The following is a 14,446-nucleotide window of genomic DNA, read 5'->3' on the forward strand; positions in this document are numbered from 1 at the left end:
TACGTGCAGTCACGTAGTACCTCTCCTTGAACGCCTTCGAGGTCAGCTGTCGGGTTCGGGTGGGAGAAATCACCCGGCCGAGCAATCCCGAAGGAATACCCGGCTTCACCCCGAGGACGCGCCCTGGCGCCCGTTGGTGGGTCCCCCGCCTCTGTCATGCGGTCGTCTTGGGGCCCCGGCCGGTGACAGAGTTCGGCGTCCGTCCGAGGACCCCCACGAATAACTCCGTGGGAGCGGTCCGAACGTACCGGACCTCACCCTCGATGTCACGTTCCGGCAACGAGTGCCAGACCGTGTCGCGGGAGGGGTGCTACCTTTCCGACAAATCGGACGACGAACTGGGCGGTGAACCGGACGTCCGAGGGCCTGTGAGGGACCGGTTCAGGCCGTCGCGACGAAGAGGTGGCGGGCCACGTCCTCGCCCAGCTCGAGCGCCGTATCCGCACCGTCGACGGACACCGTGTACGTGCCGCCGCTGTGCTCCGCCGTGATGCGGGAGCCGGGCACCAGGCCGGCCTCGGACAGGCGAGCGAGCAGCTCGATGTCCGTCTGCAGCGGCTCGGCGATACGGGTGAGCGACGCCGCGAGCGGCTCGCCCTTGATGCCCTTCTTCGCCGCCGCCTCGAACGCGGAGGGCAGCGAGATGACGCCGGTCAGGAACGGCACGTCGGTGTACTCCTCGCCGAGCTCGAAGAGGCCGGGGATCGGGTTCCCGTACGGGTCGTGGTGCGGGTGGTCGAGGAGCCCCACGAGGCGCTTCTCGACCAGGTCGCTCATCACGTGCTCCCAGCGGCACGCCTCGACGTGCACGTGCTCCCAGTCGAGCTTGATGACGTCGGTCAGCAGCCGCTCCGCGAGGCGGTGCTTGCGCATCACGCGCATCGCCTTGTCGTGGCCCAGCTCGGTGAGCTCGAGGTGCCGGTCGCCCGTCACGATCACGAGGCCGTCGCGCTCCATCCGTGCGACGGTCTGCGACACCGTCGGACCGGAGTGCCCCAGCCGTTCCGCGATGCGCGCGCGCAGGGGCGTGATGCCCTCCTCGTCGAGCTCGTAGATCGTCTTGAGATACATCTCGGTGGTGTCGATCAGATCCGTCACGTCAGCTCCCGTCATGCGCACAGCCGCCCAGTCCGCCCTGGACACGTGCGGCCCGGGCGTCGGCCCAGGTTCTAGTCTAGTTCTGTGCCACTGACAATCCCGCCACACCTGCTGCCCGCCGACGGCCGATTCGGCTCCGGCCCCTCCAAGGTGCGCCCGGGACAGGTGGATCATCTCGTGGCGAACGCTCACGTTCTCGGCACGTCACACCGGCGGGCACCCGTGAAGAACCTGGTGCACCGTATCCGTGAGGGTGTCACGGAGCTGCTCGGCGCGCCCGACGGATACGAGGTGGTGCTCGGCAACGGCGGCGCCACCGCGTTCTGGGACGTCGCCACGCTGTGCCTCGTCGAGCGCAAGGTGCAGCACGCGGCGTTCGGCGAGTTCGGCGGCAAGTTCGCCGCCGCGACGGAGCGCGCGCCGTTCCTCGAGGCCTCGCAGGTGATCTCGGCGGAGCCCGGCGCCGTCGCCTACCTCGAGCCCGCCGCCGACGTCGACACCTATGCCACCCCGCACAACGAGACCTCCACGGGCGCGATGGCGCCGGTGCTGCGACCGTCGGGGCCGGACGGCGCCGTCGTGCTCACCGACGCGACGTCCGGGGCCGGGGCACTGCCCGTCGACCTGAGCCAGACCGACGCCTACTACTTCGCGCCGCAGAAGGCCTTCGCCGCGGACGGCGGCCTGTGGCTCGCCGTCCTGTCCCCCGCCGCCGTCGAGCGGGCCGCACGCGTCGAGGGCTCGGGCCGCTGGGTGCCGGAGTTCCTGTCGCTCACGACCGCGATCGAGAACTCGCGCCAGGACCAGACGCTCAACACGCCCGCCGTCGCGACGCTGCTGCTCCTGGCCGACCAGGTCGAATGGCTGATCGACCAGGGCGGGCTCGAGTGGTCCGCGAAGCGCTGCGCGGCCTCTGCCGAGATCCTCTACTCCTGGGCCGAGTCCCGGGAGTGGGCGACGCCGTTCGTCGCGCGCCCCGAGGAGCGGTCCGCGGTGGTCGGCACCATCGATCTCGCCGAGGAGATCGACGCGGGACGGGTGATCTCCGAGCTGGCCGCCAACGGCGTGCAGGACGTGTTCGCGTACCGCAAGCTGGGACGCAACCAGCTCCGGGTCGGCATGTTTCCCGCGGTGGACCCGGACGACGTCGCGGCGCTCACCGCCTGCGTCGACTACGTCGTCGAAACGGCCTGACCAGCGCGATCACGTCCGCAATATCCCTTGGACGGGGAGTTCGGCCTATTGTCCGAGCCGTGGGGACTCTGTAACGTTTCGGCATCCTAGGGAACCATTCGAGGGGCTGTTCAACACCATGCCTGTGATCGACCACTTCACCTTCGGGATCGTGACGCCACTGCTGGCGTACGCGATCTCGTGTACCGGCGCGGCGACGGGCCTTGCGTGCACGTCTCGCGCCCGAGCAGCATCGGGCGGCACGCGCGCGACGTGGCTCGTGTTCGGCGCCATCGCCCTGGGCGGTACCGGCATCTGGGTGATGCACTTCGTCGCCATGCTGGGTTTTTCCGCATCCGGCGTGACCATCAGATACAACATTCCTGAGACCCTCCTGAGTGCGGCGATCGCCATCGTCGTCGTGGGTGCGGGCCTCTTCATCACGGAGCTGGGCAAGCGCAAGCTGCCGGCGATGCTCGTCGGCGGTGCCCTCGCGGGCGCCGGCGTCGCAGCCATGCACTACATGGGCATGGAGGCGATGGAGATGTCGGCGGAGGTCGTCTACAACCCCGTCTATGTCACCGCCTCGATCGTCATCGCCGTCGTCGCGGCCACAGCGGCGCTGTGGTGCACGGTGCACATCCGCGGCACGCTCGCCACGATCGTGGCCACGCTGGTGATGGGGCTTGCCGTGACCGGCATGCACTACACCGGGATGGCCGGGGTCTCCGTGATCAACCCGATCAACAACGTCCCCGCCGGCGCCTCGACGATGCAGCTGCTCGTGCCGCTCGTCATGGCGGTGAGCGTCGTGACGTTCCTGCTCATCCTCGGCATCGGTCTCTGGCCCACCGAGGACGAGCTGCGCACCCAGGCCGAGTTCGAGAGCCGGCTCAAGGCGCACAGCGAGCAGGGCCAGCGGTTCGCGACCGTCCAGCAGGACGTGCAGCCGGGTCCCGCCCAGTTCGCGCAGACGCACCGCGCGCTCTGACCCCGGCAGGTCCGCGAGGTAGAGCGCCTGTCCGAGTCTCCCCGGTTGTCGCCGGGAGACTCGGACAGGCGCTCTACTTCGCGGACCTGTCGCGCTGTGACCACACCCACGTACCGTTAGCAAGGCTAATGATCTAGACTGGTGCGGTGTCGAGCTCCCGCAGATCCAGCCGAAGCCCGGCCACAGTCGGGGGCGACCTCCGCGTCGCCCTGACCCGCGTCTCCCGCCGCCTGCGTGCGGAGCGCGGTGAGGCCGACCTCCCCGAGGGCCAGTTCGGCATCCTCACGGTGCTGCACAAGCACGGCGAGATGTCCCCTGGTTCCCTCGCCGAGCACGAGCGTGTCCGGCCGCCGTCGATGACCCGAGCCGTGAACACCCTCGCGGAGCTCGGTCTCGTCGAGAAGGTGGAGCATGCGACGGACCGCCGGCAGGTGGTCGTCCGGCTCACCGCCGCGGGCTCGCGCGAGGTCGCCGAGACCCGGCGTCGCCGTGACGCCTGGCTCACCAAACAGCTGTCCACCCTGACCGGAGAGGAGAGAGAGATCCTTGCAGGAGCCAGCGAGCTCCTGATCCGGATCGCCGCTCGATGAGCGCAACTTTCGCCAGCCTGAAGTACCGCAACTATCGCCTTTGGTTCGCCAGCGCTCTCGTCGCCAACATCGGCACCTGGATGCAGCGCGTGGCGCAGGACTGGGTAGTACTGACCGTCCTCACCAACAACTCCGGTGTCGCCGTCGGCATCGTCACCGCACTGCAGTTCATCCCCCATATCTTCCTGTCCGCGTGGGCCGGCCTGCTCGCCGACCGCGTCGACCGCCGCAAGCTCCTGATGCTCACGCAGGGGGGCATGGGCGTACTGGGCCTCGGGCTCGGTGCGCTGGTGCTGTCCGGCGCGGCCGAGCTGTGGCACGTCTACGTGTTCGCGACCCTGCTGGGCGTCGTGAGCGCGATCGACGGACCCGTACGGCAGACCTTCGTCGCCCAGCTCGTGCCGACCAAGCGGCTGGCGAACGCCGTCGGCCTCAACTCGACGAACTTCAACGCCGCGCGCCTCATCGGGCCGGGCGTGGCGGGTCTGCTCATCGCCGCCGTCGGCACGGGATGGGTGTTCATCATCAACGGCATCGCGTTCGGTGCCGTGATCATCTCGCTGACCCGGATGCGCGACCTGCACGCCCTGCCGGTCGCGTCGCGCGCCAAGGGCCAGATCCGCGAGGGTCTCGCCTACATCCGCGGCCGGAGCGACATCGTCGTGATCATGGTCGTCATGGGTGTGGTCTCGACGTTCGGCCTGAACTTCCAGCTGACGTCGGCCATGATGGCGCGCGTCGAGTTCGGCCGGGGCGCGAGCGAGTACGGCATCCTCGGCTCGGTCCTCGCGATCGGCTCGCTCGCGGGGGCGCTCCTGGCCGCCCGGCGGGAACGGCCGCGTGTGCGGCTCGTGCTGGGCGCCGCGTTCGCGTTCGCGACAGCCATGGGGATCCAGGCGTTCATGCCGACCTACCTCGGCTACCTGCTGATGTGCATCCCGGTCGGCTTCGCGTCCCTGACGATGCTGACCTCGGCGAACGCCGCGATCCAGCTCTCCGTGGCCCCGGAGCTGCGCGGGCGGGTCATGTCGATCTACGTGCTGGTCGTGCTCGGCACCACACCCCTCGGTTCCCCGGTGGTGGGCTGGGTCGGCGAGACGTTCGGGCCGCGGTACGCCGTGCTCATCGGCGCCGTTGCGACCCTGCTGGTGGCCCTGGCCGCGACCGTGTGGGCGTACCGGACGTGGCACGTGCGCGTGCGCGCCCGGCTCTCCCGCAAGCACCGCGTCCCGCGCCCATACCTCCAGGTGACCTACCCGGACGTAGAGCCGGAGCCGACCCGCCAGGCCCTGGCGGCCTGACTCCGGCCGTCGCCCGGGCGGGTACCCAGTGATTCGATGACCCCGGGCAGCGCACCGAGGTCGACCACAGGGGGCGTCGGCCGACGGTTGTGCACAGGCAGGCCGTGGCTGCGCGGCGCGGCCGGTCCAGCGCTGCTGAAGTGGGTCCTGTGCCAAAGACCTTCGAGATCCCCCGGACGGCGGAGCCGCTGCTCCGGCGGCAGGCCGGACTCCTGTCCACGCTCCAGTGCGAGGAGCTCGGCATCGGCCGCGAGACGCGACGCCGCCTGGTCCGGCACCTTCGCTGGACCAGTCCCGCGCGAACCGTCTACGACACCGACCCCGTACCGCTCGAGCACCGGGTCAGGGGCGACCTGTTCGATCACGCCGCGAAGTGGCGCACCTGGTTCGCCCTGCTGGTGCACGGTCCGGACACCATAGCTACGGGAGCCTGCGCCCTCGTGCTCCACGGTGTGTCCGGGCTGCCCCGCGGGTTCCCCCTGGAGGTGGCGCGCGAGGACCGTTCGCCGCGGCTCCGCCGGCACGGCGTCGCCGTCGTCGACTACCCACCTTTTCCCACGGTGTCGATAGCTGGCCGCCAGGTCGCGCGTATCGACCACGCGGCCGCGCAGGCGATAGTCAAGCTTCCGCGCCAGAACGTCCTCGCCGTGCTCGACGACCTCGCACGACGTCACCGGTTCGGCCCGGTCGAGCTCGCGGCCCTCCACGACCTGGCCCGACGTCGGCACGGTGCCGCTCTGCTCCACAAGCTGTTCGGCCTCGTCGTCACGCGCTCGGAATCGCCCGCCGAGTCCTTCGTCCGGCTGTCGTGTCACGACAACGGGGTGCCGCCGGACGACATCCAGGCCCTGATCGTGATCGACGGCGAGGTCGTGGCACGCGTCGACTTCATCTGGCGGCTGCCCGACGGGCGCTGGCTCGTGGTCGAGATCGACGGCGTCGGGCCACACAGCACGCCGCAGGCGCTGGTCCGTGACGCCCCTCGGCAGAACCGCCTGCTGGCGTCCGGGCAGGTGATCATGCTGCGCTTCAAGCCGACCGACAACGACAAGCCGGGTGGCGTCGGCGCACAGATCGCCAAGGTCCTGACGGCCCACGGCTGGACCCCTGGCCGCTACCCGGACGCAGGATCCCACATCGAGCTGGGCCCCCCGGCCCCTACCCGGTGACCCGCGTACCGCGAGTTCGCGCCTACCCAGTGATTGGGCCCGAACTCACGCCGAGTTCGGGCCCAATCACTGGGTAGAAGCGTGCATTCGACGCCCCCACGCCCGCACCCGAGCGTCAGATGCCTACCGCCGCGCGGATCGGGCCCAGCAGGAAGTAGACGACGAACAGCACCGCCGCGACCCACAGCAGCGGGTGCACCTTGCGCACCTTGCCGACGGCGAGTTTGAGCAGCACGTACGAGATCACGCCCGCCCCGATGCCCACCGTGATCGAGTACGCGAACGGCATCAGCACCATCGTGAGGAACGCGGGGATCGCTACCTCGAGGTTCTTCCAGTCGATGCCCGTCACCTGTACGACCATGAGGAACCCGACGATCACCAGCGCCGGCGTGGCGGCCTCGTGCGGCACCACGGTGACGAGCGGCGCCAGGAAGGTCGTCAGCAGGAACGCCACACCCGTCGTCACGGCGGCGAGGCCGGTGCGGGCGCCGTCGCCCACACCGGACGCCGACTCCACGTACGCCGTGTTGGACGACACCGAACCCATGCCGCCCGCCGACGCCGCGATCGAGTCGACGATCAGGATCTGCGTGGTGCGCGGCGGGTTGCCCTTCTCGTCGAGCAGCCCGGCCTCGCCGCCGATGGCGACCATGGTGCCCATCGTGTCGAAGAAGTCGGCGATGAGGAGAGTGAACACCAGCAGGACGACGGCGATCGGGCCGATCTTCTCGAACGAGCCGAACAGCGAGAACTGCCCGATGAGCGAGAAGTCGGGCAGGGCCACCACCGAGTCCGGCAGTGCGGGGACGTTGAGCGACCAGCCACCCGGGTTGTCGGCGGTGCGCTTGCCGATCTGCGCCACGGCCTCGATGACCACGGCGAGCACGGTCGAGGCGACGATCGCGATGAGGATGCCGCCGCGCACCTTGCGCACCATGAGGACGGCGGCCAGCAGCACTCCGAACGCGAACACGAACAGCGGCCAGGCGCCGAGCGAGCCGCCCATACCGAGCTCCGTGGGCGTCGACGGCGCGGCGGGGCTGCGCACGAAGCCGGCGTCGTACACACCGATGAACGTGATGAACAGGCCGATGCCCACGCTGATCGCGATCTTGAGCTCGCGCGGCACGGCCCGGAACACGGCCTCCCGGAAGCCCGTGACCACCAGGATCAGGATGACGAGGCCCTCCAGCACCACGATGCCCATGGCGTCGGCCCAGGTCATGCCCGGCAGCGCCGCCACGGAGAAGGCGACGACGGCGTTCAGGCCGAGCCCCGCCGCGAGCGCCAGCGGGAAGTTCGCGACCACGCCCATGAGGATGGACATGACGCCGGCGACGAGTGCGGTCGCCGCGGCGATCGCGGCAAGGTCGCCGCCCGAGGTGCCACCGCCGAGGAACTGGCCGGTCCCGTCGGGCACGTTGCCGAGGATGAGCGGGTTCAGCACGACGATGTAGCTCATCGTGAAGAAGGTGACGAGCCCGCCGCGCACCTCCGTCCACACCGTGGACCCGCGTTCGCTGATCCTGAAGAACCGGTCGACGGCGCCCCGCGCCTGGGCCTGGTCGTGAGCCATGGTCCGATGTTGCCCTTCGTTACCCGATTTTGTTACCCGATGGTGCTCGACGACGTGCCGCGGACCGCGGCCTTGAGCATCCGCTCCACCGACCGCACCTGGGTCAGCACGTAGTCGTTGCTGAGATGGTGATAGTCCCGGTAGACGGGGTGATCGATGTCGCCGACGCCGCAGCTGTTCGCGTCGCACGTCTCCGACCAGACGCCGTCCCAGGTGGGAACACCGTACTTCCTCCAGATCCCGGCGCTGATGCGGGGGAGGTCGCCGTTCGAGCTCTCGGCATCGGCGCGCGGCATGTCGCAGTCGCCGAGCCCGGGCAGCGGGCGGGTGAGGCAGTCGAGCGGGTCGACGTCGAGCTGGGGGTTGTCCTTGACGGCTACCACGTTCGGCGTGACGGCCGTGAGGTCCGCGAACAGCTTGTCGTTGGCGGCCGCCCAGGTGGCGTTCGCCTCGTCGGCTGTCATGTCGGTGCCGTCGGTGTGCTCCATGCGGCCGGCGTAGATCTGCGCCTGGCTGACGACGACGGCGTCGGGCTGCAGGTCCTCGACGACGCCGACGGACTCGGCCTGGAAGGGGGCGCACGGCCCGCGCTCGGCGGGCTGGTACACGTTGACCTCGGCGGCGGGGCAGCCGTGCCGCCAGCGGACGACGAGGCGCAGGCCGGCGTCGGTCGCCGCGGCGTCGAACGCGGAGACCCACTGCATGGCGTGGGAGTCGCCCAGCAGGAGCACGGTGGTCCGCGCGTCGACATCGCCGAGCACGCAGACGTCGACGCCCGACGTCGTCTCGATGCGCTCGGTGCACCCGTACGGTTCGGGTTCGGCGCCGACCGCTACGGCGGTGGCGTACGGCTCCTGCTGCAGCACGGCTCCGGTAGCGGCCCGGGTGCCGACGGTGAGGGTGCCCACCGCGAGGCCGATGGCAAGGGTCACCGCGGCGGTACGGCGCCACGACTTCAGGGCGCCGCTGAAGCGGATCGGGTTCTCGACCCAGCGGTAGGTGGCGACGGCGGCGCCGAGCGCGGCGAGCGTCGCGAGCACCTTGATCCAGATCGCGTCGTCCTGCACCGCCGCGGTGGTGAGCACCACGAACGGCCAGTGCCAGAGGTACCAGGAGTAGGAGACGTCGCCTATCCGCTGCAGCACCGGCAGGCCGAGCACCCGGTCCACCCAGGTCCCGTCCGCTGGGATGCTGCCGGCGGCGAGCACCAGCAGCGCACCGCACACGGGCAGCAGGGCGATGGTGCCGGGGAACGGGTCGCTCTCGTGCACGAACGCGAACGAGAGCGCCAGCAGCAGGACCCCCGCGGTGCCGAGCAGGGCCCGGAGCAGCCGCGGCCGCAGCCGGGAGAGCTCGGCGACCCGACCCCAGGGCAGGGTCGCGACGAGTGCGGCGCCCGCGAACTCCCAGGCCCGGGTCGGCAGCACGTAGAACGCCCAGTCGGGGGCGGTCGTCGTCAGCCAGACGGAGGCGGCGAGCGATACGACGAACGTCCCGGCGAACAGGAGCCGCAGCATGCGGCGGGCCGGCACGCGGGTGCGGCGGGCCACGGCGACCGCCAGCAGGATGAGCAGCGGCCAGAAGATGTAGAACTGCTCCTCGATGCCGAGCGACCAGGTGTGCAGGTAGGGGCTCGGGGTCACGGAGTCGGTGAAGTAGTTCTGCCCCTGGTAGGGGAAGACCAGGTTGGACACGAACAGCATCGCCGACGCGGCGTGCCCGGCGAGCCGCCCCCAGACCAGCGGCGACAGGACCAGGACGCTCGCGAGCAGTGTGACGGCCACGACCAGCGCGAGCGCGGGCACGAGGCGTCGCATGCGGCGGGTCCAGAACTCGACGAGGTCGACGCTCCCGGCCCGGTCCACCTCGCGCAGCAGCAGCGAGCTGATCAGGTAGCCGGAGATCACGTAGAAGATGTCGACGCCCGTGAAGCCGCCGGGGATCGCGATCCCCGCGTGGAAGACGACGACGGCGAGCACGGCGATCGCCCGCAGCCCGTTGATGTCCGTGCGGAACGGGTGGCCGGCACCCGGGGCGGCGGGAGCCGGTTCGTCGGGTCGCTCGACGGCGGTGGTCGTCGCCTGCGCCATTTTTCTCCTGCGGTCGTTCCGGACGGGTGCGCCGCTCACCATAACTGGCGGTTCAACCGAGGAACACGTGAGAGCACGTCAGCAGGGGCATCGCGGTCGTGCCGCCGACCGTGACGCACCCGATCGCGCCGCGCAGCAGCTCGGGGTCCACGAGGTTCTCCCGGTGCGACGGCGAGTCGATCCAGGCCTGCACGACGTCCTGCGGCGGTTGGTCGGTGCGGCTGAGGTTCTCGGCGGCGAACGCACCGCCGGGGCAGCTCTCCTGCACGGGCTCCAACGGAGCATGGACCAGCTTCGGCGCACCGATCAGCGCCGCGGCCCGCTCGACGGCCACGGCGGCGAGGCACTCGTCGTGCTCCACCGGCGGTACGTCCCGCTGGGCACGGGCCGCGTTCACGCCTTCCTCCAGGGCTGCCGCGTACTGCTCCGGGTCGGCCAGGTTCACGCTGCCGGACGGCGTCCAGGTCGGCGAGGGACCGGGCGTCGCCTCGGCACCCCCGGGGTCGCCGGACGGACCCGTCGTACAGGCGGACAGCAGTGCGGTGGCGAGCAGGAACGGGATCGCGAGGCGGGTCAGGGCGCGGAGCACGGGGTCGATTCGACACCGCGCGGTCCGAGCACACAAGCGGAGGCTCCGCGCCGCTCAGCCGCCGAGGTCCCGCCGTCACCTCAAGGGTCAGCCCAGGAACACGTGGGCGCAGATCATGACGGGCGCGGCGGGGTCCCCACCGTCGGGCACGCAGGCGATGGCGCCCCTGGTCAGGTCGCCGTTCAGGATGTTGGCGCGGTGCCCCTCGGAGTCCATCCAGCCCTGTGCCGCCTCGGGTGGGGACCACCCACCCTTGGCCAGGTTCTCCGCGACCGCAGAGGTGGGGCAGGTCTCGAAGATCGGCTCCAGCGGCGCGTGCGCCAGCTCCTTGCCGATCAGCGCCTGTGCCCGCTCGAGCGCGACGTCGTAGGCACAGGTGTCGTGCGCCAGGGCGGCCAGGCCGTTGGCGGTGCGATGGCCGTTGACCGCGTCCTCCAGGGCTGCCGCGTACTGCACGGCGTCGGTCAGGTCGGGTTCGGCGCCGCCGGCGCCCCCGCCACCGCCGGTCCCGCCCGTTCCGCCATCGGACCCACCGGAACCGCCGCCTCCGGTGCCACCCGATCCTGCGTCGTCGTCCGACCCGGGAGCCGGCGTACGGTCCGCGCCGCGCGACGCCGAGCCGCTCGGCGCCGGCTGCACGTCCACCGCCGCGGCCTCCTGGGTGTGCTTCCCTCTGATCGGGCCCACCGAGGAGGGCCCAGGAGCAGGCGCCAGCCGGACGGGCACCGCCTCGGCGACCACCCCGGGTGCGATGCCCGGTGCGGGCATCGGCTCGGCGCCGGGGTCGACGAGCCCCGCGCACGCCGTCAGGCAGGCGGCCACCACCACGCCGAGGACCGCACGGGTGACTGCCCCGCGCAGGGCAGGCCCTGGCCGGGACACGGACGACGTCGTACGGCGTGCTGGGGACACAAGTTCGGACAATAGCGGCGATCGCGACGGTACGGAATGCCCGAGAGCTACCGAGATCGGGCGGGAGGAGCCGGCAGGAGGAGGGGTTCACGCCCACAGGTCGAGCGGGAAGGCGGCCAGCAGGGCGTCGCCGTCCCAGACGGGCGGGCGGACGCCGCCCAGCTCCACCGCCTCGTCGACGGACGCCGCGACGCGGAACTCCTCGCGCCCGGTCCCGGCGTAGTAGTCGTGGTACTTGTGCATGGGCTCGGCCGACGGCGGGACCAGCCGGGCGGGGATGCCGAACGACTCGGCGAGCACTATGCCGTGCAGCGACGTCGCGACCACGAGGTCGCACCGGGCGATCTGTCCGGCGATCGTGTGCGGGTCGCCCTGCGGCGCGATGGTCCGCGGGTCGTCGCGGTGCCGCGCCCAGTCGTGCAGGTTGGGCACGAACCCGACGGCCCGCCGCTCGCCGTCGGCGTAGCTCTCCCGCGGCCAGAACCGGCTCCAGAGCAGCGCCGGGTCACCGAAGACACGCGGGGCCGCTGTCCCCGCCTCGCGCAGGAGCCGGTGCGTGATGGGCCCCCGGACGGCGCGCACGTCCAGCCGCAGGCCGGGCGGCAGGTACGCCTCCTTGCCGTTGATCCCGGAGCCCCAGACGACGTCGCCGGGCGCGGCCAGGTGCAGGATCGAGCCGACCGTGAGCAGTCTGCGGGCGCCGCCGCCCACAGGATCGATGCCGCGGGCGGCGAGGATGTGCTCGACGAGCGCAGGGCCGATCAGGTCGCCGAAGTTGTTGACCCGGCGCCGGACGGGGACGAGCCTGCCGAGCTTCCCCGGCACCACCGGTCGCCTGGGGTTCCAGTGCACCACCTCGACGGTCACGCACGTCCCCCCGCCGTCAGCGCTCGGCGGACCACCGGTCCCAGCATCCGGCGGCCCACCGTCAGCGCCGTCTCGGCCGCCGCCCGGGGACCGACGGCGGACCACAGCGCCGCCGTCGTCCGGCGGACCGGCGGGAGGCCGAACCGTGCGGCGAACTCCGGGTCGAGCGGCCTGGCGAGACCGCGCAGCCGCTTGCCGGAATGGTTCTCCCCCGTGTCCACGTGGTAGACAGCGCCGCGGAACGGCAGCGGTTCGAGCGCCCTTCCCTGGTGGTGGGCGTACCACTCGAGCGCGTGCCGGTGCGCGCCCATGACGTTCTCGACCCGGTCGCCGAACCCCGCGAGGACCTCCTCCTGCGTAGCGGTCACCTCGAGGTCGTTGGGCACCCCGTACGCCTCGAACGGGACGACGAAGCTGCTGCCGCACGTCCGGTGGAAGTCGGACTGACGGCGGTAGACCGACCGGGCCCGCGAGTACACCCAGCCCTGATCGACCACCCAGCCGGGATGGTCGCGGTGCTGCGCGGTGAACTCCGCGAGGTCGCGGTGCACGAAGTCGTCGGCGTCGACGATCATCACGTGGTCCGGCGCGTACGGCCGCGCGGCCAGCAGTCCGACGCCGATCTTGCTGCCCTTGTCCCGGACGAACTGCGACCGGCCCGCGTGCGGGCCGTCCGCCGCCTCCGGGGCCGCGAAGTCGACAGGTACGAACCGCACGCGCTCGGCCGGCCCGGGCTCGATCTCCGGCGCGCGGTTGCCGACCACGAACACCAGGTAGTCGTCGCTGGTCTGCGCCGTCAGCGACCTGAGCGTGAGCCGCAGCAGCTCCTCCACCCGGCCGTAGTCCGCGGAGTTGTGCGGGTGGCGCAGCGACGTCACGAACGCGAGCATCAGGTCCCCCAGAGCCGGGCGGCGAGCTCGCGCGCCTCGTCGAGGCCGGACACCTGGTGGGCGGTGCTGAACTTGCCCGTGTAGTCGTCGTAGATCGCGCGCAGCTTGCCGTAGCTGTTGTCCAGCAGGATGTGCTCGATGCCCAGCAGCGTGGCCATGACGTGCGCGTGCAGGCGGTCGACGACGGCGCCGCGGGCGGGCGCGAAGAGCAGCACGCCGCTGTCGATGTTCACCGTGTTGATCGCCGCGAGCGCCGCGGCGACCGGCTTGTTCGCGGCGCCGAGCGCCGGCAGCGGCATCCGGCGGCCCACCCGGGCGCGCTGGTGGCTGAGGGTCGCGACCAGCCGTGCCGCCCGGTGGCGCCAGTCGGCGGCGGCGTCGGGCCGCCAGTCGGTCCGGTCGGCGACCAGGGCGGGCACCCAGTCCGGCGTGACGTCCTGGAGCCCCGAGGCGTTCTCCTTGTCGGCTCGGGCGAGCACGAGCATGCGCCGCGTGCTGTCGGCGAGCTGGTCGAAGAACGGCGGCTCCCAGCCCAGGGCCATGTCGTGGCAGTACGCCGCACGGACGCTGGGCAGCTGTTCGGCGGCCCGCGCCTGCGACGGGGTGTCCCGGACCAGGAGCGTGAAGTCGCGGTGGGCGCCGATGATGCGGTCGGCCTCGGCCGCGCGGCGCTCGGACCGGAACCAGACCGACTGGGGCAGCTGGACGATCTTGTGGCCGGGAAAGTCCTGCACTATGCGTTCGCGGTGCTCCTGGTGCCCGAGCCACAGGTCGCCGAAGTTGCCGCCGCCGTGGATCAGGATCGTGCCGGTCGGCATGGCCGCGCGGACGTCCGCCGCGAGGTAGCCCCGCAGATCGCTCACGTGCCGGATCTCGATGCCCAGGCGCCTCAGGTACGCCAGCTCGCCGGCCCAGATGAGGGAGTCGCCGACGTTGCGCTGGTTGGGTGCGTCGAGGAGCGCTACCGGACCCGGGCCGATGGTGTCGGCCAGCACGGTGGTGGTCGCGTCGCGCAGCCGTGCGAGGTACGCGCCGTCTTCCGGACGCATCATCGGGTGCCCCCCTGGCTCGCGGTCGAGACCCATCATGGGGGCAGCGCTCCGATAGCGCAGGCCGAGCTGATCGAGCAGGCAGAACCGTCCTCTCTGCCCTTTCTTTTTCCCCCGTGATATGCCCGTGTGGCGGTGCGGCATCATC

13 protein-coding genes and 1 riboswitch are annotated in these 14,446 nt (G+C 71.3%); of the genes, 5 read left to right on the forward strand and 8 right to left on the reverse strand.

Features of this window, described 5'->3' with window-relative positions; all coding sequences use genetic code 11:
* Positions 1-15: 15 nt before the first annotated feature.
* Positions 16-203, reverse strand: a riboswitch (cyclic di-AMP (ydaO/yuaA leader).
* 178 nt (positions 204-381) lie between these two features.
* Positions 382-1,098, reverse strand: a complete 717-nt coding sequence (locus ACQEVI_RS08845; RefSeq protein ID WP_432897046.1) for an iron dependent repressor, metal binding and dimerization domain protein — start codon at positions 1,096-1,098, stop codon at positions 382-384.
* Between the two features lie 84 nt (positions 1,099-1,182).
* On the opposite strand from ACQEVI_RS08845, the gene serC reads away from it, so the two are divergent.
* The 5 genes from serC to ACQEVI_RS08870 all read left to right on the forward strand — a co-directional run bounded on the left by serC (position 1,183) and on the right by ACQEVI_RS08870 (position 6,322).
* Positions 1,183-2,292 (forward strand): phosphoserine transaminase, encoded by a 1,110-nt coding sequence (gene serC / locus ACQEVI_RS08850; RefSeq protein ID WP_432897049.1) that lies wholly within the window; start codon positions 1,183-1,185, stop codon positions 2,290-2,292.
* 118 nt (positions 2,293-2,410) lie between these two features.
* Positions 2,411-3,262 (forward strand): MHYT domain-containing protein, encoded by an 852-nt coding sequence (locus tag ACQEVI_RS08855; protein WP_432897052.1) that lies wholly within the window; start codon positions 2,411-2,413, stop codon positions 3,260-3,262.
* Between the two features lie 146 nt (positions 3,263-3,408).
* Complete coding sequence (locus tag ACQEVI_RS08860; RefSeq protein ID WP_419705385.1) at positions 3,409-3,852, forward strand: MarR family winged helix-turn-helix transcriptional regulator; 444 nt, start codon at positions 3,409-3,411, stop codon at positions 3,850-3,852.
* Entirely contained in the window at positions 3,849-5,153 is a 1,305-nt protein-coding gene (locus ACQEVI_RS08865) for an MFS transporter (RefSeq protein ID WP_432897056.1), read from the forward strand. Before ACQEVI_RS08860 ends, ACQEVI_RS08865 begins: the two co-directional genes overlap by 4 nt.
* Positions 5,154-5,302: 149 nt before the next feature.
* A complete protein-coding gene (locus ACQEVI_RS08870; RefSeq protein ID WP_432897059.1) occupies positions 5,303-6,322 on the forward strand; it encodes a hypothetical protein in 1,020 nt (339 codons plus the stop codon).
* Between the two features lie 115 nt (positions 6,323-6,437).
* On the opposite strand, the gene ACQEVI_RS08875 is transcribed toward ACQEVI_RS08870, so the two are convergent.
* The 7 genes from ACQEVI_RS08875 to ACQEVI_RS08905 form a co-directional block, all read right to left on the reverse strand.
* Entirely contained in the window at positions 6,438-7,901 is a 1,464-nt protein-coding gene (locus ACQEVI_RS08875; RefSeq protein ID WP_432897062.1) for an NCS2 family permease, read from the reverse strand.
* 32 nt (positions 7,902-7,933) lie between these two features.
* Positions 7,934-9,991 carry an acyltransferase family protein gene (locus tag ACQEVI_RS08880; RefSeq protein ID WP_432897065.1) on the reverse strand — a complete coding sequence of 686 codons (2,058 nt, stop codon included), beginning with the start codon at positions 9,989-9,991 and terminating at the stop codon, positions 7,934-7,936.
* 52 nt (positions 9,992-10,043) lie between these two features.
* Positions 10,044-10,580 (reverse strand): CAP domain-containing protein, encoded by a 537-nt coding sequence (locus ACQEVI_RS08885; RefSeq protein WP_432897068.1) that lies wholly within the window; start codon positions 10,578-10,580, stop codon positions 10,044-10,046.
* 87 nt (positions 10,581-10,667) lie between these two features.
* The gene (locus tag ACQEVI_RS08890; RefSeq protein WP_432897071.1) at positions 10,668-11,492 is read right to left on the reverse strand and encodes a CAP domain-containing protein; all 825 of its coding nucleotides are present in this window, start codon (positions 11,490-11,492) and stop codon (positions 10,668-10,670) included.
* An 87-nt stretch (positions 11,493-11,579) separates the two neighbouring features.
* A complete protein-coding gene (locus tag ACQEVI_RS08895) occupies positions 11,580-12,359 on the reverse strand; it encodes a polysaccharide pyruvyl transferase family protein (RefSeq protein WP_432897074.1) in 780 nt (259 codons plus the stop codon).
* Positions 12,356-13,249, reverse strand: coding sequence for a hypothetical protein (locus ACQEVI_RS08900; protein ID WP_432897077.1), 894 nt, complete (start codon positions 13,247-13,249; stop codon positions 12,356-12,358). Before ACQEVI_RS08900 ends, ACQEVI_RS08895 begins: the two co-directional genes overlap by 4 nt.
* Positions 13,249-14,301, reverse strand: coding sequence for a polysaccharide pyruvyl transferase family protein (locus tag ACQEVI_RS08905; protein WP_432897080.1), 1,053 nt, complete (start codon positions 14,299-14,301; stop codon positions 13,249-13,251). The genes ACQEVI_RS08900 and ACQEVI_RS08905 overlap by 1 nt, the downstream gene beginning before the upstream one ends.
* Positions 14,302-14,446: the final 145 nt, after the last annotated feature.

The organism is Promicromonospora sp. CA-289599 (assembly GCF_050936155.1).
Lineage (GTDB): Bacteria > Actinomycetota > Actinomycetes > Actinomycetales > Cellulomonadaceae > Promicromonospora.

Bases quoted from the DNA above. Each gene is read 5' to 3' on its own strand.
- ACQEVI_RS08855 (WP_432897052.1), top strand. From the start codon at position 2,411: ATGCCTGTGATCGACCACTTCACCTTCGGGATCGTGACGCCACTGCTG.
- ACQEVI_RS08865 (WP_432897056.1), top strand. From the start codon at position 3,849: ATGAGCGCAACTTTCGCCAGCCTGAAGTACCGCAACTATCGCCTTTGG.
- ACQEVI_RS08875 (WP_432897062.1), bottom strand. From the start codon at position 7,901: ATGGCTCACGACCAGGCCCAGGCGCGGGGCGCCGTCGACCGGTTCTTC.
- ACQEVI_RS08880 (WP_432897065.1), bottom strand. From the start codon at position 9,991: ATGGCGCAGGCGACGACCACCGCCGTCGAGCGACCCGACGAACCGGCT.
- ACQEVI_RS08900 (WP_432897077.1), bottom strand. From the start codon at position 13,249: ATGCTCGCGTTCGTGACGTCGCTGCGCCACCCGCACAACTCCGCGGAC.
- ACQEVI_RS08905 (WP_432897080.1), bottom strand. From the start codon at position 14,301: ATGATGCGTCCGGAAGACGGCGCGTACCTCGCACGGCTGCGCGACGCG.